General features: G+C 66.9%; 9 protein-coding genes and 3 pseudogenes. 3 read left to right on the top strand and 9 right to left on the bottom strand.

Annotation, left to right across the window (positions count from 1 at the left end; genetic code table 11):
• Positions 1-58 precede the first annotated feature (58 nt).
• The 3 genes and pseudogenes from PGN16_RS20010 to PGN16_RS20000 form a co-directional block, all read right to left on the bottom strand.
• Positions 59-1,067 (bottom strand): annotated as a pseudogene (locus tag PGN16_RS20010) (aspartate-semialdehyde dehydrogenase).
• Positions 1,068-1,209: 142 nt separating this feature from the next.
• Positions 1,210-3,427, bottom strand: a pseudogene (locus PGN16_RS20005) (DPP IV N-terminal domain-containing protein).
• A gap of 181 nt (positions 3,428-3,608) precedes the next feature.
• Complete coding sequence (locus PGN16_RS20000; protein WP_335311117.1) at positions 3,609-5,390, bottom strand: glycoside hydrolase family 127 protein; 1,782 nt, start codon at positions 5,388-5,390, stop codon at positions 3,609-3,611.
• 263 nt (positions 5,391-5,653) lie between these two features.
• Between PGN16_RS20000 and PGN16_RS19995 the strand changes: the two genes are divergently transcribed.
• Complete coding sequence (locus tag PGN16_RS19995) at positions 5,654-7,693, top strand: amidohydrolase family protein (RefSeq protein WP_335311116.1); 2,040 nt, start codon at positions 5,654-5,656, stop codon at positions 7,691-7,693.
• A gap of 111 nt (positions 7,694-7,804) precedes the next feature.
• Here PGN16_RS19995 and PGN16_RS19990 read toward each other — a convergent pair whose 3' ends face one another.
• On the bottom strand, positions 7,805-8,638 hold the full coding sequence (locus PGN16_RS19990) for an arylamine N-acetyltransferase family protein (RefSeq protein ID WP_335311115.1): 834 nt from the start codon (positions 8,636-8,638) through the stop codon (positions 7,805-7,807).
• Positions 8,639-8,733: 95 nt separating this feature from the next.
• Between PGN16_RS19990 and PGN16_RS19985 the strand changes: the two genes are divergently transcribed.
• Entirely contained in the window at positions 8,734-9,861 is a 1,128-nt protein-coding gene (locus PGN16_RS19985; protein WP_335311114.1) for a zinc-binding dehydrogenase, read from the top strand.
• 73 nt (positions 9,862-9,934) lie between these two features.
• Here PGN16_RS19985 and PGN16_RS19980 read toward each other — a convergent pair whose 3' ends face one another.
• Positions 9,935-12,970 carry a TonB-dependent receptor domain-containing protein gene (locus PGN16_RS19980; RefSeq protein ID WP_335311113.1) on the bottom strand — a complete coding sequence of 1,012 codons (3,036 nt, stop codon included), beginning with the start codon at positions 12,968-12,970 and terminating at the stop codon, positions 9,935-9,937.
• A gap of 234 nt (positions 12,971-13,204) precedes the next feature.
• Here PGN16_RS19980 and PGN16_RS19975 point away from each other — a divergent pair, with 234 nt between their 5' ends.
• On the top strand, positions 13,205-13,699 hold the full coding sequence (locus PGN16_RS19975) for a hypothetical protein (RefSeq protein WP_335311112.1): 495 nt from the start codon (positions 13,205-13,207) through the stop codon (positions 13,697-13,699).
• Here PGN16_RS19975 and PGN16_RS19970 read toward each other — a convergent pair.
• From PGN16_RS19970 to PGN16_RS19955, 4 genes and pseudogenes are all read right to left on the bottom strand, one after another.
• Positions 13,680-14,856 (bottom strand): annotated as a pseudogene (locus tag PGN16_RS19970) (NAD(P)/FAD-dependent oxidoreductase). The gene PGN16_RS19975 and the pseudogene PGN16_RS19970 sit on opposite strands and share 20 nt — an antisense overlap.
• A 144-nt stretch (positions 14,857-15,000) precedes the next feature.
• Positions 15,001-16,320, bottom strand: coding sequence for a cystathionine gamma-synthase family protein (locus PGN16_RS19965; RefSeq protein WP_335311111.1), 1,320 nt, complete (start codon positions 16,318-16,320; stop codon positions 15,001-15,003).
• An 11-nt stretch (positions 16,321-16,331) separates the two neighbouring features.
• Positions 16,332-16,688 carry a hypothetical protein gene (locus PGN16_RS19960; RefSeq protein WP_335311110.1) on the bottom strand — a complete coding sequence of 119 codons (357 nt, stop codon included), beginning with the start codon at positions 16,686-16,688 and terminating at the stop codon, positions 16,332-16,334.
• A 109-nt stretch (positions 16,689-16,797) separates the two neighbouring features.
• Positions 16,798-17,220, bottom strand: a 423-nt coding sequence (locus PGN16_RS19955) for a hydroxyacylglutathione hydrolase C-terminal domain-containing protein (protein ID WP_335311109.1), incomplete at its 5' end; no start/stop codon positions are given.

Raw genomic sequence — 17,220 nt, 5'->3', positions numbered from 1 at the left:
GGGATCCCGGATCAAGTCCGGATGACAGTTTGGTGGACGGACCGCGCTTACTCCGCGGTCAGCACCGCCTGGAAGTCGTCCGCACCAGTCTCATCGCCTTCTTGAGATGGCGGCGGCCGAGCAGTTCCGCGATCTGCACCGCGTTGAGCGCGGCGCCCTTGCGGAGATTGTCGCTGACGCACCACAGCACCAGACCGTTCTCGACGGTCGGGTCCTCGCGGACGCGGCTGACATAGGTGGCGTCGTCGCCCGCGCTCTCTATCGGGGTGACGTAGCCACCGTCCTCGCGCTTGTCGACGAGCATCACGCCGGGTGCCTCGCGGAGGATGTTCTGCGCCTGCTCGGCCGACAGCTCGTTCTCGAACTCGATGTTGAGCGCCTCGCTATGGCCGACGAACACCGGCACGCGCACGCAGGTCGCGGTCAGCTTGATCTTCGGATCGAGGATCTTCTTGGTCTCGACGACCATCTTCCACTCTTCCTTGGTCGAGCCATCGTCGAGGAAGCTGTCGATGTGCGGGATGACGTTGAACGCGATCTGCTTGGTGAACCTTCTTCGGCTCGGCGGGGTCGCCAACGAAGATGTTGCGGCTCTGCTCGAACAGCTCGTCCATGCCGATCTTGCCCGCGCCCGAAACCGACTGATAGGTCGCGACGACGACGCGCTTGATCTTCGCCGCATCATGCAGCGGCTTGAGCGCGACGACCATCTGCGCGGTCGAGCAATTCGGGTTGGCGATGATGTTCTTCGCCTTGTAGCCGTCGATCGCCGCGGCATTCACCTCCGGCACGATCAACGGCACGTCCGGGTCCATGCGGTAGAGCGACGAATTGTCGATCACCGTGCAGCCCGCGGCAGCGAACTTGGGCGCGTAGACCGCGGTCGCCTCGCTGCCGATCGCGAACAGCGCCATGTCCCAGCCGGCAGGATCGAAATGCTCGATATTCTGCACCTTCAGCATCCGGCCGGTGTCGCCATATTCGATCTGGTCGCCGACCGAGCGCGACGAGGCGAGCACCGCGATCTCGTCCGCCGGAAACTGCCGCTCGGCGAGGATGTTGACCATCTCGCGCCCGACATTGCCCGTGGCTCCCGCCACCACACCACCCGGTACCCCATATCCGTCCTTCCAACGCGCCAACTACAGGCGCTTTCACATCATGTCGCGGCTGCCCGTAGCGCCGCAATTTTCGAAAAGCCAGAAAGCTCTACTTGGGACCGCTACCAACGTGCTGGTCGAGGAAGCGCTCGATCGTGATCCACACATGGATGTCGCGCGACGCCGAATGCGTCTTGCCGGGATAGAGCATCATGTCGAACGGCATGTCGGCCGCCTGCAATTCGGCGGCGACCTTGGTGGAATTGTCGAGGAAGACGTTGTCGTCGGCCATGCCGTGCATCAGCAGCAGCGGCGTGGTGATCTTCTTCGGATCGATCACCGCGCGCGATGCGTCATAGGCGACGCCGTCGACGCGCGGATCGCCCATGTAGCGCTCGGTATAATGCGTGTCGTAAAGATGCCAGTCGGTGACCGGCGCGCCCGAGATGGCGGCGGCATAGAGGTTCTGATCGGCCTCGATCATCTTCAGCGACATATAGCCGCCATAGGACCAGCCGAAGGTGGCGATCCGCGCCGGATCGACGAAGGCGAGCGTCTTCAGATATTCGGCGCCCTTGCGCTGATCGTCGACTTCGACCGTGCCCATCGCGTGCCAGATCGCGCTTTCGAACGCGACGCCGCGGTTGGCCGAGCCGCGATTGTCGACCTCGAAATGGATCCAGCCCTTGTCCACCAGATGCTGGATCAGCGGGTTCTTCCAGCTGCGCGTCACATATTGCGGGCCGGGTCCACCATAATGCTGGAAGAACACGGGATAGCGCTTGCCCGGCTCCAGCCGCGGCGTGACCATCTGCCAGTGGAGGTCGGTGGTGCCATCGGCGGCCTTGATGGTGCCGAACCGCACCGGCTCGTGGCTGGCGACATAAGGCGCATAGGGGTGCGTGCCCTCGACGCGATTCTCGTTGATCCACGAGAGCCGCTTGCCGCTGGCATCGGCGAGATAGGTCTGCGGCGGCTGATCGGGGTTGGAGCGCGTGACGAGGAAGCGCTGCGCGTTGCCGTCGGCGGTGACGCTGTTGTTCCAGCCGCGCTCGGTGAGGCGCGTGATCCCGCCGCGCTTCAGATCGAGCGCGTAGAGATGCTGTTCGAGGACGTCGTCCTTGTTGGCGGTGAAATAGACGCGCGCCTTCGCCTCGTCGACCGCGACCAGCCCGGTGACGACCCAGTCGCCCCTGGTCAGCTGCGTCCAGCGGCCGTCCTTCAGCCGCCACAGATGCCCGTAGCCGTCGCGTTCGGAATGCCACAGCAGGCTGCCGTCCTCCATCGCGCGATAGCTGTCGGAGAGGTTGATCCAGCTCTTCGCGCGCGCGCTCTCGGTGAAGAGGATCGTCGCCTTGCCGGTCGCGGGATCGACGCGGAGCATGTCGAGCTTCGTCTGCGCGCGGTTCTCGCGCTGGACGAGCAGCGCCGAGCCGTCCGGCAGCCAGTCGACCCGCGCCAGATAGATGTCGGGATCGCTGCCGAGATCGACCTTCACCTTGCCCGAGCCATCGGCGTGCATGACGTACAGGTCGACCAGCACGTTGGGGGTGCCCGCCGCCGGATAGCGCTGTTCGTAGATGCTGGTGCCGGTCGCGCCGATCGACGCGCGGGTGAAGACCTTGACCGGCGTCTCGTCGAACCGCTCGACCGCGAGGTAGCGATCGTCGGGGCTCCACCAATAGCCGTCGGTGCGGTGCATTTCCTCCTGCGCGACGAACTCCGCCTCGCCGAAGTGGACGAGGCCCTTGCCCTCGCTGGTCAGCGCGCGTGCGGCCCCCGTCGCCGAGCGGCTGAACCCAGACGTTCTGGTCGCGGACGTAGCTGACGAAGCCGCCGCGCGGGGAAACGTTGGCGTTGAGCACGCCGCCGGGCACGTCGGTGATGCGGCGGACCTGTCCGTCGACTCCCGCGAGATAGAGGTTGCCGTCGATCGGCACGAGCAGGCTGCGCCCGTCGGCCGCCCAGTCATAGGCGACGATGCCCTTGAGTGCGCCGATGCGGGCACGTTCGCGCTGCATCTTCTCGGCTTCCGACAATTCGGCGCCGGTGCCGATCTTCAAACTGTCGACCAGCATCCGCTCGGCGCCGGTGGTGGTGTCGCGCGCCCAGAGGTCGAGCCGGTCCTTGTCGTCGGGACGCGCGCGCAGGAAGGTGAGCAACTTGCCGTCGGGCGACAATTTGAGCGCGCGCGGCTGCGGTCCGGCGAGATCGGGTGTCGCGAACACCCGCTCCAACGGCAGCGCAGGCGCCGTCTGCGCCTGAGCTTCAGCCACGGCCGCAACCCCCGTCGTCGCCAGCGCGGCGGCGATAAACCACTTGTGCATTCAGACCCTCCGTCACGAGAGTGCTGGTGGCAAAGATCACCGCGTGAAGACAGCGGAATCTTGCGATCGACGTGCGCCGATCACCTGCCCTCTTTCTTGCTGCTATCGCGAGGAAGCGAGGCCCCGGATCAGGTCCGGGGCGACGAAGAGGGGTTCGTTCGGCTCAAACCTACGATCCGATTCAGGCGAGCTGCCAATAGGTTGCGTAGCGTTCGTGCGCGATGCGGTGGTAGGGGATCAGCCGCACCGGCGCGCCGTCCTGCGCGGCGATCGTGAATTCCAGCGGATTGCCGGTCGGGCGGATGCTGCTTGCCAGCGCCTCTGGGTCGCCCGCGAGCACCGGCACCGCGACGGGTGCGTCGTTATACTCGCCATATTTGCGCTCGTTGACGATGATGTCCGCGCCGGGGGCGAGCCCCTGCTTGCCGAGCGCGCCGGCCAGCACCAGCGGGCCGTAGGTGAAGGCGACGATCTGCGGCGCGGCGGGGGCCTGTTCGGCGGCGGGCTCCATGACCAGCCGCAGCTCCACCGTGTCGCCGTCGTTCCACGTCCGGTCGAGGGTGAGATAGCTGCCCGGCTCGGCGGAGGTCGCCGCCTCCCGACCGTTGACCAGCAAAGTCGCGCTGCGGCTCCAGCGCGGGTGACGCAGCTTGAGCGCGAGCGAGGCCGGGCGCTTCGCGGCGATCCGCAGCCGCGTGCTTGCCTGCGCGGGGAAGGATGTCTCCTGCGTCACCACCACGCCTTGATCGCGCCAGTTCAGCGAAGACGGGATGAAGAGGTTGACGTAAAGCGCGCGCCCGTCGTGGAAATAGATCGAGTCGCGATATTTGACGTGGTTCTCCATGCCCGTGCCGGTGCAGCACCAGAAGCTATCCTCCGGGGTGTGGTACAGCTTCATGTAGCCGGGACGCGCGCCCTGGAAATAGGTCGCCATCCCGCTGTCGGGGTCCTGCGAGGCGAGGATGCCATTGTAGAGCGTGCGCTCGTAATAGTCTGCGTAATCGGCGCGCGGGTCCTGCAGGAACAATTGCCGCGTCAGCTTGAGCATGTTGTGCTGGCAGCACGTCTCCGAGCCCTTGGCCGAGAAGACGTGCTTGTCGAAATCGGCCATCGCGAAGAAATGTTCGTTGTCGCCGTGCCCGCCGGTCGCGAAGGCGCGGGTGCGCGCCACCGTCTTCCAGAAGAATTGCGCGGCGGCGTGGTAGCTGGCGTCGCCGCCGGCTTCGTGGACGCGCTGGAAGCCGATGATCTTCGGAATCTGCGTGTTGGCGTGCATCCCGTCGAGCTGGTCCTGCGCCTTGACCAGCGGCGCGAGTACCGCCTTTTGCGAGAAACGCTCGGCAAGGCGTTGATAATCGGCGTTTCCGGTCATCACGAACAGGTCGGCATAGACTTCGTTCATGCCGCCATATTCGGTCTTGAGCATCTCCTCGAACTGCGCGTCGCTCAAGGGGCGGGTGGCGACCACGCCCCAGTCGGCGAGCCGCAGCAGCACCGCCTTCGCCGGCGCGCTGTCCGCGAGCAGCGTCGCGTCGCGCAGGCCGGCATAGACCTTGTGGAGCGTGTACCACGGCACGCCGGTGATCGGCTCGCCGCGCAGATGCGCCGACACCAGCGCCGCCCCCTTCGGAAAGGCGCAGACGAGGCCGCTGTTCGCCGCTTTCTGGCAGGCCGCCAGTTCGCCGGCGATATAGTCGATCCGCTTGCGATATTCCGGCTTGCCGGTGGCGCGATGCGCCAGCGCGCAGGCGGAGAGATAATGGCCGAGCGTGTGGCCGTGGCAATTGATGTCCGCCCACATCGGCTCGGATTCCCAGCCGCCATAGACAGGCGCCTTGGGTTTCAGCCCGGCGTTGACGCGGAAGTTGTGCAGCAGGCGATCGGGCTGGAGCCGCAGCAGATACGCCTCGGTCTGGTGCTGCGCATGGAGGAACGGGCTGTCGAGCAGCGACACGTCGCGCATGTCGAATGGTTGGAGTCTGGAGGGCGCAACCGCCTGCGCCGATGCCGGGGGAGCAAGGCCGGCGATCAGGGCGCTACCGGCAACACCGGAAAGGAAACGTCGACGCGACAGCGGGCTGCAACAGGCGGTGGCCACGAAACTCTCCTGAGGTACGCGGATCGTTGCCGCGCGCCTCGATCATAGCCATTACTCCGTCAAATACCAGCGTTGCCTTACGCTCCCCGTCTTGTCACCTTGCCCGCACATCCGGGGGGAGACGATTGATGCGCCGACTGATTCTTACTGCGCTGCTGGCCGGCGCAACGCCGATCGCCGCGGCCGATCCGATCGCCAAGGAGCAGTTGCTGACGCCGCCAGCGGGCGCGCGGCACTTCGTCATCAGCTCGGAGGCCGGCAAGCACGGCGATATCTGGTCGTGGCGTACCAGCGACGGCAAGACCGCGTATCGCATGTCGATGTCGCTGCGTGGCTGGGTGACCGAAACCGACGAGGTCATCACCAATGGTCCCGATCAACGCCCGACCGCGATCGCGATCCGCGGCTTCACCGACTCCGGCGACGCCACCGAGGATTTCAGCGTCGCGCCGGATGGCACCGCGACATGGAAGACCAGCGTCGACAGCGGATCGGCACCCTATGCCGGGCGACGCTACAACACCTATGGCGGCCCGCCGCTCGCCACCGAGCAGGACATCGCCGCACTGGTGGCGGCGGGGGCGAAGGGGATCGACCTGCTGCCCGGCGGCCATGCGACGCTGACACTCGGCGACGTCACCGAGATCGACGGGCCGCAGGGCAAGATCCCGGTGCGGCTGGCGTTCATCCGCGGCTATGGCTTCTCGCCGTCACCGTTGTGGCTCGACAGGGACAATCGGCTGTTCGGCTATGCCGGGGTCGCCTCGATGCTGCCAGAAGGCTATGAGGCGGCCGGGCCGAAGCTGAAGGCGGTGCAGGACAAGGCGACCGCCGCGATGGTGCGCGACGTGGCGCGGACCTTCCTGACCCCCGCCAATCGCACCCCGACGCTGGTCGACCATGTGCTGCTGTTCGACTCGATCAAGGGCACGTACCTGCCGGATCGTGCGGTGCTGATCGCCGACGGCAAGGTCGCCGCGGTCGGCGCGGGCGGGTCGCTGCGCGCGCCCAAGGGGGCGACGACGCTCGACGGGCGCGGCAAGACGCTGCTGCCGGGGTTGTGGGACGCGCACCAGCACGTCGGCGAGGACTGGTCGCTGCTCCAGAATGTCGCGACGGGCATGACCAATTATCGCAGCCCCGGCTCGTTGATCGAGGAGGCGCAGAGCATCGTGAAGCGCCGCGCCGCGGGCGACCTGCTCGCGCCGGACGGACGCGTATCGGTGATCGTCGACCGCAAGGACCCGCTCGCCGCACAGATGGCGCTGACCGTGTCGTCGGCGGAGGAAGCGATCGCGGCGGTGCGCAGGATCAAGGCGGCAGGCATGTGGGGGGTGAAGTTCTACACCTCGATGACCCCGGCATGGATCGCGCCGGCCGCCGCGGAAGCGCATCGGCTGGGGCTGCACGTCCATGGCCATGTCCCGGCCGGGATGCGACCGCTGGACGCGGTGCGCGCCGGTTATGACGAGGTCACGCATATCAACTTCATCATGATGCAGGCGATGCCGCAGGAAGTGGTCGACAAGGCCAACACCGCCGCGCGGCTGGAAGGCCCGGCGCGGTATGGCAAGGACGTCGATCTCGACAGCGCGGCGATGCGGGCCTTCTATGCCGAACTGGCGAAGCGCGGGACGGTGATCGATCCGACATTGACCGTGTGGGAGCCGCTGATGACCAGCGACGGCACCGCGATCCCGCCCGAATATGCCGCCTTCGCCAAGGTCGCGCCGCCGGCGGTGGCGCGCGGCTGGCGGATCGCGGGTTATCCGCTGAAGGACGGTTTGACCCGAGAGGATTATCGCAAGAGCTTCGGCAAGATGGTCGAGCTGGTCGGGCGGCTGCACAAGGCGGGCGTGCCGATCGTCGCGGGGACCGACGGCTGGGGCGTCGAACTGGTACGCGAGTTGGAATTGTACCAGCAGGCCGGGCTGAGCAATGCGCAGGCATTGCAGACTGCGACGATCGTGCCGGCGAAGCTGGTCGGGATGGGCGACCGGCTGGGATCGGTCGCGGCGGGGAAGACGGCCGACGTCATTCTGGTCGACGGCGATGTGTCGCAGGATCTGGGCAACCTGCGGCATGTGCGGACGGTGTTTCTGGATGGGTATCGGCTCGACGGGGATGCGCTGCGGAGTGCGAGCGGGATGAGCGGGATGCCGGAGTGACCTTCTCGTCGCCCCGGACTTGATCCGGGGCCCCGCTTCTTAACTGAGCTCGCGAAAAAAGAAGCGGGGCCCCGGGTCAAGCCCGGGGCGACGGTCAAGGATGAGCGATCGTCACCCGAACAGCCCCAGCTCTGCCACCTCATCCGCGCTCAGGTCGATTCCGAACATCATGCTCAGCCGCATCCGATAGACGCGCGGATCGGTGATCTCCGCCTCGGCAGTTGTCTCCGACGCGCGGCGGCGGTACTGGCGGTCGGTCAGCGAGGCGAAGCCGCGCGGCAGGATGATGCTGGTCACGGTCACGTTGGTGAAGCGGCTAGCGGGCGCGCTCATCGACCAATGGTTGCCCATCGCCAGGTCGCTGTCGTGCACCTCGGTCGTGGTGAAGCTGTATTGCGGCTGCCAGCCCGGCCCCGCCCCGCGGCCGTCGGTGGTGGTCGGGTCGCCGTCGCGCAGCAGCAGCCAGCCGCCCTCCCCGGCGCGCTCGTCGTCGCGCACCAGCAGGAAACGCGCGCCGTCGGGCGCCTCGCCCTGCGCGCCATCGGCGAGCGGCAGGACCGGCGCGTAGCTTCCGCCGAACCCGGCGTCGGCGATCCAGTGCTGGCCGTCGATCGTCACCAGCGACAGCGTGTGCGTCAGCGGCGGTGTCGCGGTCGCACCGAGCCAGACGCGCGCGAGCAGCGGCCGCGCGGTGAAGTCGAGTGCGGCGAGCGCATCGAGCAACAGCCGGTTCTGCTCGAAACAATAGCCGCCGCGCCGCGCGGTGACCAGTTTCGCAGCGACGCTCGCACCGTCGATCGCGATCGCCCGGCCGAGCCGCACGTCGAGATTCTCGAACGGGATCGCGAGGCGGTGCGCGTGCTGGATGCGCGACAGGCCGGCGGCATCGCGGGTCGGGCGCGCGGGAAGGTCGATGCGGGCGAGATAGGCGTCGAGGTCGAACATGCCGCCTGCGGTAGCGCGGTTGCGCGGCGATGAGAACGGGTTTGACCGTCCCGGCGCACAGGCCCATGCCGGATGCCCCAAGAGAGGAGGCCAAGTTGAGCGACATCAAGGGTTTGGAGCTGCGATCGATCGTCGATGCCGAGGGTTCGCTGACGCTGCGGCTGGAAGAGGTCACCTATCCGGCGCCCGCCGACGACGAAGTGCTGGTGCGTATCGAGGCCGCGCCGATCAACCCCTCCGACCTCGGGCTGCTGCTCGGGCCGGCCGATGTCGCGACGCTGGAAGAGGTGGGGACGCCCGACGCACCCGCGCTGCGCTTTGCGGTGCCGCGCGGGCGGATGGGCGGGCTGCGCGCGCGAATCGGCCAGTCGCTACCGGTCGGGAACGAGGGCGCTGGCACCGTCGTGGCGGCCGGCGCGCAGGGGCAGGAACTGGTCGGGCGCAAGGTCGGGATGATCGGCGGTGCGATGTTCGCGCAATACCGCCTCGCCAAGCTGCGCGAGGTGGTGCCGCTGCCCGAGGGGGCGAGCGCGGCGGACGGCGCGGCGATGTTCGTCAACCCGCTGACCTCACTGGCGTTCGTCGAGACGATGCGCGCCGAGGGGCACAAGGCAATCGTCCATACCGCGGCGGCGTCGAACCTGGGCCAGAAGCTCCAGAAGATCTGCCTCGCCGATGGCGTGCCGCTGGTGAACATCGTCCGCAAGCCCGAGCAGGCAGCGATCCTGCGGGGGATCGGCGCGACCTATGTGCTCAACAGTCAGGATGACGATTTCCGCGCGCAATTGGCGGATGCCTGTGCGGAGACGGGGGCGACGATCGCCTTCGACGCAATCGGCGGCGGGACGCTGGGCAGCGACATCGTCCAGGCGATGGAACAGGCCGCCAACCGCACGGCCGGGGAATACAGCCGCTATGGCTCGGACACGTTCAAGCAGCTGTATATCTATGGTGCGCTCGACACCGGCGCGACGACGCTCAACCGGCTGGCGTTCGGCTTCCAGTGGAGCGTGTCGGGCTTCCTGCTGACGCCGTGGCTGAAGAAGGCGGGTGCGGCGACGGCGGGGCGGATGCGGCAGCGAATCGCCGACGAGCTGACCACGACCTTCGCGAGCAATTATACCGCGACGATCGGGTTGAAGGAGGCGCTGCACGCCGACGTGCTGCGCGCCTATGAGCGCAAGGCGACGGGAGAGAAGTATCTGATCGATCCGACGCGCTGAGCGCGCGGACATAAAAGGGGGCGGCACGCCGCGACGTGCCGCCCCCGAAGGATGAGCCGGATCGGCCCGATGCTTACATGTTGATCGTCAGACCCGCGAAGATGTAGCGGCCCAGCGCGTCGTAGATGCCCGGATAAGTGTTGCCGTTACCGAACGAGCCGATCGGCGCGGCGGTCTGGCTGAGCACCGGGGGCTCACGGTCGAGCAGGTTCTGCGCACCGATACGGAACGTGTAGTTGTCGGCGACACGCGCGGTCAGCGTCAGATCGAAGTAGCTCTGCGCCGGGATGCGGCGATCGAGCACGAACGACGTGCCGGCGAGCGCGGCGTCGGGGCTGGTCTTCTCGTAGCGGGTCGGGTCCAGATAGCGCCAGCGGCCCGAGATGCCGATGCCGTCGGTGCCCTGCCACGTCAGACGCAGCTGGTGACGCCACTTCGCCTGCGGGTAGAGGCACTGGCCGCCGTAATAGCCGGCGCAATCGAACGAGGTGCCGACCTTCTCGTAGGTGAATTCATCGACATAGGTGCCGGTGAACGCCGCCGACAGCGAGCCTGCCTCCGCGAAGCGATAGGTGTAGTTGGCATTGATATCGAGACCGCGGGTCTTGAGCGTGCCGCTGTTCAGGTTGGTGTCGGTGACATAGCCGTTCGGCGTCTGCCACAGCGAGAAGTTGGCATCGCGGTTGATCAGGCCGCACAGCGAGGCATCGCCCGTCGCCGCGCACTGGCTGAGGATCGTGTCGGCGCCAATGACCGAGATGATGTCCTTCACCTTGATGCTGAACGCGTCGACCGTCAGGTTGAAGCCCGGCAGGAACGACGGGGTCAGGATCACGCCGGCAGTGAACGTGTCGGCCGTTTCCGGACGCAGGTTCAGATTGCCGCCCAGCAGGCCGTTGTACTGCGCCGACGGGTTCGCCTGGATCAGGCCGTAACGGTTGAGCGGCACGCCGAGGTTGACGCACTGTGCGGCGGTCGCCGTCGGTGCGCTGGCGGTGCCGGGCACGCCCGCGCACGGATCGGTCGAGCCGTCGATCTGCACCGACTGCGACTGGAACAGCTCCTGGATGTTCGGCGCACGGACCGCACGGTTGTAGCTGCCGCGCAGCGCGATGTCGCGGATCGGCGACCAGCTGACCGCGCCCTTGTACGAGCTGACGCCACCCGACAGATTGTAGTCGGAATAGCGATAGCCGCCCTCAAGGGTCAGTTCGTGGAAGAACGGACGGTCGGCGATCAACGGCACCTGAAGTTCGGCGAAGAACTCCTTGACGTCGTAGCTGCCCGCGACCGGCAGGGTCGGACCGCCCTGACCCGCCAGATCGCCGGTGGCGAACGACGTGTCGACGTTCAGCTCGAGCTGCTCCTTGCGATACTCGCCACCGATCGCCAGACCGATGCCGTCGTTCGCCAGCGGGCTCTGGATGCCGTACTCGCCGCCCTTGAAGGTGACCGAGCCGCTGACCACGGTTTCCTTGGTCTGGCCCTGCTGGAAACCGGCGACCTGCACGTAGTTCAGCGCCTCGGCGGTGATCGGAGCGCTGCCGAAGATGTTGAGCGGGACGCAGTTCGGGTCGCTGCCGTCGACGACAGAGCGGCACACGATCTGACCAGCCGTGTTGCGGACGGCGTCGAGCGCCTTCTGCGTGCGGCTGACCGAGAATTCGTTGCGGTAGTTCAGCGTGTACTTGGTCGTGCCATATTGGCCGAACAGATCGTAGCTGATGCCCTTGTCGACGTCGCCACGCGCGCCGACGACGAAGCGATACGAGGTGTGCGTGATGTCCGCCTGACGCCCGCCACCCTCGACGTTGCGACGACCGATCAGGACGTTGGCGATCTGGCTGGTGGTGCCGTCCGGGTTGAGCGTGGTCTGCCCGGTCAGGTTCGAGGCGCGGCAGAAAGTCGCGACTTGCGTTGCCGACAGATACGGATTGCCGCAGTTCAGCGTGTTGGTGTTGTTGAAGTCACCCGACGGCGCGATCTGCGCGACCGAGCGATCGTCCATGAACATGAACTCGGTGTACGGCTTGAACGCGTCGCTGACGTCGTAATGCGCCAGGAAGCCCGCGGTGTAGCGGGTGTCGGGGCGCTGATAATAGTTCAGCGGATTGGCGTTGTAGAGCGTCGTGCCGGGGACCAGCGCGCCCGCGCCGTTCAGCGTGTACGAGGTCGGCGGACCACCCTGGGTCGCGTCGGTCAGCGTGAAGTTCGCCGGGAACGCCGTCGCCGAACCGCCGCAGCGGAACTCGGTGCCGGTCGACGTGGCGAGGCCACACGACGAATAGTCGCGGCTGCCCTGCTCGACCGCAGCGATCGAACGATAGCCGAGATAGCCGACGATGTGGCCACGGCCGTCATCGGTGCCCGCGCCGATCTTCATGCTGACGTCGAAGTTGCGACCGTCGGTGGTCAGGCCGTTCGGCGCCGGATAGTTGAAGCTGCGAACGAGGTTCTGCAACCGGTCGTTGTTGTTGTCGTGGTTGAACACGCCGTAATTGGCGTCGACGCTGATGCCGGTGAAGTCGGTGTCGAGCACGAAGTTGACGACGCCGCCGACCGCGTCCGAACCATAGGTCGACGAAGCGCCGCCGGTCAGCACGTCGACGCGGCTGATCATGATGCCGGGCAGCACGTTGATGTCCGCCGCCGAGCTCTTCGACACCGGGTCACCCGGCATCAGGCGACGGCCGTTGACGAGCGTCAGCGTGCGCTGGTCGCCCAGATTGCGCAGGTTGAGCGTGGCGGTACCGGTCGAGCCGTTCGACACCGACGAGCTTTGCGTCGCGAACGCCTGCGGCAGGTTGTTCAGCACGTCCTCGAGACGGGTTGCGCCCTGCAGCTTGATGTCCTGCGCGTTGACGACGGTCACCGGGCTGGCCGAGACGAGGTTCGGCGAGGCAATGCGCGAGCCGGTGACGACGATGTCACCACCACCCGGACCGGCTTCGCCCGGTGCGGCGGCGTCCTGACCGGCGACGGCGGGCTTCGGCCCGGCATCGGTCGGCGCCTGTGCTTCCGGCGAGGTCGCCTGCGCGAACGCGGGAGTGCCAGCCACTGCCATCGCGATGACCGCGGAGGCGAGCAACTTCGTGCGAAGTGTCTTCATGGGTGTCGGTCCCTTTATACTCTAAGGATCGGGTATGGTTCGATCTCGAAGGCCGACCTCGTGTGCGCACGATCATCGGGCTTGATACCCGGCGTCATGACCCTTTGATTTTGCTTAAACAATCATTTCCGGGCAAAAGGCAGCGCATTGCCGCCCCAGTGTGACGCATACGCAACATATAAGCGCTCTCACCGGCTCTTCGGAAACGATTGTTCTAGCGGGAATGATACAGCGATGAAAAGTTCCTCGTTATTAGTTGCAACGACAATTCTTATGATTGACGCCCCAGGTGTTGCTCAATCGACACGCGTAAACCTGCAGAATCTCTATGCGTGCAAGGCGGTGGACGGCACGGCGGCCCGGCTGGCCTGCTACGAGCGGCAGACCGCGATTTTAGAAGATGCGGAACGGCGCAGCGAGATCGCCGTGGTGGATACGCGTGCCGAGCAGCAACGGCGCCGCGCGGCGTTCGGCGCGAAAGTGTCGGACGAGACGCGCGCCAGTTCGACGCTCGCCGAGATCAAGACGACGCTGGTTGCCGTCACTCCCGGCGGCGCGGGATTGCTGATCTTCGCGCTCGCCGATGGCGCGCGCTGGATACAGGTCGACGATGCGCCGATCCCGGGACGGCTGCGCCCGGGTAGCACCGTGGTCGTTAAGCGGACGATGCTGGGCGGTTACAAGATGGCGATCGGCAGCCGCCCGTCCTTCAAGGTTCGCCGGCTATAGCCTGACCCGCCGCCCAGCCGCTGGCCCAGGCCCATTGAAAGTTATAGCCGCCCAGCCAGCCGGTGACGTCGACCGCCTCGCCGATCGCGTACAGGCCGGGAACCTTGCGCGCCTCCATCGTCTTCGATGACAAGGCGTCGGTGGCGATACCGCCGACGGTGACTTCCGCCTTGGCATAGCCCTCGGTGCCGTTGGGATGAAAGCGCCAGTCCGCAAGGCGGCGTTCGGCATCGGCGAGCGCTCGGTCGGTCGCGCCGCCGAGTTCGCCGATGCCGACCCGCTCGGCAAGCACCTCGGCAAGCCGGGTCGGCAGGGCGAGCGCGTTAGCCAGCGTGTTGCGGGGGCGGCTGCGCTTGGCGGCGGTGAGCCAGCCCGGCGCGGCATCGGGGCGGAAGTCGATCGCGATCGGCTCCCCGTGCCGCCAATAGCTCGACACCTGAAGGATCGCGGGGCCGGAGAGGCCGCGATGGGTGAATAGCGCCGCCTCCGCGAACGCCGCCTTGCCCGCGCGCGCGACGACGGGCGTCGCCACGCCGGAGAGCGCGCGGAACAGCGCTTCGTCGCCGGGCAGGGTCAGCGGCACCAGCGCGGGACGCGGTTCGACGACCTTCAGGCCGAAGCGGCGTGCGATGCCATAGGCCACGCCGGTCGCACCCATCTTCGGGATCGACGGGCCGCCGGTCGCGATCACCAGTGCGGGGGCAGTATAGCGGCGCTCGCCGTGCGCGACGGTGAAGCGCCCGTCGGCGTGCGCGATCTCGCCGAGCGGCTGGCCGAGCCGGATCGTCACCCCCGCCGAGTTCGCACTCCCCGAGCAGCATGTCGACGATCGCGCGCGCCGAACCGTCACAGAACAATTGCCCGAGCGTCTTCTCGTGCCACGCGATGCCGTGACGTTCGACCATGTCGAGGAAATCACGCGCGGTGTAGCGGCCGAGCGCCGACTTGGCGAAATGCGGGTTGGCGGACAGATAGCGGTCGGGCGCGGTGTGCAGGTTGGTGAAGTTGCAGCGGCCGCCGCCGGAAATCAGGATCTTCTTGCCCGGTGCCTCGGCATGATCGAGCACGACGACGCGCCACCCACGCTGCCCGGCGACCGCCGCCGCCATCAACCCTGCCCCGCCCGCGCCCAGCACGATCGCGTCGAATGTTTCCATCGCGCCGCCGTGTCATAGATCGTCGGTAATGGCGAGGGCGGAGCGGATTACCACCGTCGCCCCCGGTCTTGAGCCGGGGCCCCGCTCCCTGCCCGGCCAAGGAAGAAGCGGGACCCCGGATCAAGTCCGGGATAACGGTTAACTCTAGATCGCCGCCAGCGCCTGTTCCATGTCGGCGACCAGATCGTCGGCATCCTCGACGCCGATCGAGATGCGGACGAGATTGTCGGTGATGCCCAGCGCCTGCTTGCGTTCGTCGGCGACCGACAAATGCGTCATGCCCGCGGGATGGCTGGCGAGCGTCTCGGTGCCGCCGAGGCTGACCGCGAGCTTGGCGATCTTGAGCGCGTCGAGGAAGCGGAACGCCTCGGGCTCGCCACCCTTGAGGTAGAGCGAGAAGGTCGAGCCGCCGCCGGTGCAATGACGCCGGTAGATGTCGGCCTGCCGCCCCTCGGCCTCGGCGAGGATGCCGAGATAGCCGACACGCTCGACCTTCTCATGATCGCGCAGGAAGGCGCAGACCTTGGCGGCATTCTCGCCGGCGCGGCTCATCCGCAACTCCAGCGTCTCGAGGCTGCGCATCAGCATCCACGCGGTGTTGGGGTCGCAGATCGTCCCAATCGTGTTGCGCATCGCGCGGATCGTGTTGATGAGCGGCTTGGCGCCCAGCACCGCGCCCGCGACCAGATCGGAATGGCCGCCGGCATATTTGGTCAGGCTGTAGACCACCGCATCGGCGCCGTGCTGGAGCGGCTGCGACCAGAGCGGGCCGAGGAAGGTGTTGTCGATCGCGATCGGCGGCAGCTCCTCGGCGCCCGCGAAGATCGCGTCGCGGCTGGCGCGTACCGCCTCGACGTCGACCAAAGCATTGGTCGGGTTGGCGGGGCTTTCGAGATAGATCAGCGCGACGCGGCCGGCGTCGTTCGCCTTCTTCATGACCGCGTCGATTTCCTCGCGGGTCGCGCCCGCCGGGAAGTCGAGCCAGTTGACCCCGAAGCGGCCGAGCACGCGCGCGATCAGCGTCTCGGTCGCGGCATAGAGCGGGCCGGAGTGGACGATCGTGTCCCCGGGGCGCACCAGCGACAGGAACAAGGTCGCGATCGCCGACATGCCGCTGGAGAAGGTCAGCGCATCTTCCGCGCCCTCCCAGATGCCGAGCCGGTCCTCCAGGATTTCCTGATTGGGGCCGTTGAAGCGCGAATAGACCAACCCTTCCGCGCCGCCGGGGCGCTTGCCGGTGACACCCTCGAAATGGCGCTTGCCCGCCGCGGCATTGGGGAAGACGAAGGTCGAGGTGAGGAACACCGGCGGCTTGAGCGCGCCTTCGGACAGCGCGGGATCGTAGCCGTGGCCCATCATCAGCGTCGCCGGCTTGAGCTTGCGCCCGCCGATCGAATCGATCTCGGCCTTGGGCGAGCGGCGCGTCTCGACGCCGGTCAGGTCGTCTTCGGTCGGCTTGGTCATGACAGTCTCACCTATTGGGAACGATAGGGAACGAACTGGCCCATCGCGCAGCTACCGCTGGGGATGCCGGCCGGCAGGTTCACGGTGCGGGCGATGTCGCCGCGGCACAATTGCGTCTGGAACTGGCGCGTGATGATCGTATCGCCGCGCGCCACCGCCTCGCAGCCGCCGCCGGTTTCGGTGACATAGACCAGCCTGCGGCTGACGCGGTACAGCAGCTTGCCGTCGTAGGCGGTCAGCTGCGGGCGGGTCCAGCGCGTGTCGATGCAGTCCTGCGGCTTGCCGGGGGTCTTGCCTGCCAGCAGCTTTTCGTAGGCGATCCGGCTCTTTTCCTGCCGGTCGGGCTTCTGGGCCGGGGCGGCGACCACCGCGGGCCGCGCCGAGCGCCGCCGCAGCGGCGAAGGTGATGAGGAAACGCATCGCTTTCTCTCCTTCTATCCGCACGTTACCGGCATGGTTACGTGCGATACCATATCGTCAGCTCTGATCCTTGCGCAAGCGGCGTTCGGCGAAGGTGGCGACATCGGGCGCACGCAGGAACGGGTTGGTCGCACGTTCGAGGCCGATCGTGGTCGGGATCGTCGCCTCCCGGGACGCGCGGAGACGGTCTATTTCGACCATCCGTTGCACGAGCGCTTGGTTATCCGGCTCGACGGTGCGCGCAAAGCGACCGTTCGATTGCGTGTATTCGTGCCCGCAATAAACGCGGGTGGCATCGTCGAGTGCGGCGTAGCGCTGCATGTTCGCGAACATCTCGGCGGGGGTGCCCTCGAACAGCCGGCCGCAGCCCATCGCGAACAAGGTGTCGCCGGTGAAGATCACGCCATCGTCGGCGAAGTGGAAGGCGATATGCCCGGCGGTGTGGCCGGGGACGTGCCACACATCCGCGCGGTGCTCGCC

Origin of the sequence: Sphingomonas phyllosphaerae (genome assembly GCF_036946485.1) — a bacterium.
GTDB classification, from domain to species: domain Bacteria; phylum Pseudomonadota; class Alphaproteobacteria; order Sphingomonadales; family Sphingomonadaceae; genus Sphingomonas; species Sphingomonas phyllosphaerae_E.
This window is presented reverse-complemented; position numbering and strand designations above follow the sequence as displayed.

Coding starts and splice junctions, on each gene's coding strand:
- PGN16_RS20000 (WP_335311117.1), bottom strand. CDS start 5,390: ATGCGCGACGTGTCGCTGCTCGACAGCCCGTTCCTCCATGCGCAGCAC.
- PGN16_RS19995 (WP_335311116.1), top strand. CDS start 5,654: ATGCGCCGACTGATTCTTACTGCGCTGCTGGCCGGCGCAACGCCGATC.
- PGN16_RS19990 (WP_335311115.1), bottom strand. CDS start 8,638: ATGTTCGACCTCGACGCCTATCTCGCCCGCATCGACCTTCCCGCGCGC.
- PGN16_RS19980 (WP_335311113.1), bottom strand. CDS start 12,970: ATGAAGACACTTCGCACGAAGTTGCTCGCCTCCGCGGTCATCGCGATG.
- PGN16_RS19975 (WP_335311112.1), top strand. CDS start 13,205: ATGAAAAGTTCCTCGTTATTAGTTGCAACGACAATTCTTATGATTGAC.
- PGN16_RS19965 (WP_335311111.1), bottom strand. CDS start 16,320: ATGACCAAGCCGACCGAAGACGACCTGACCGGCGTCGAGACGCGCCGC.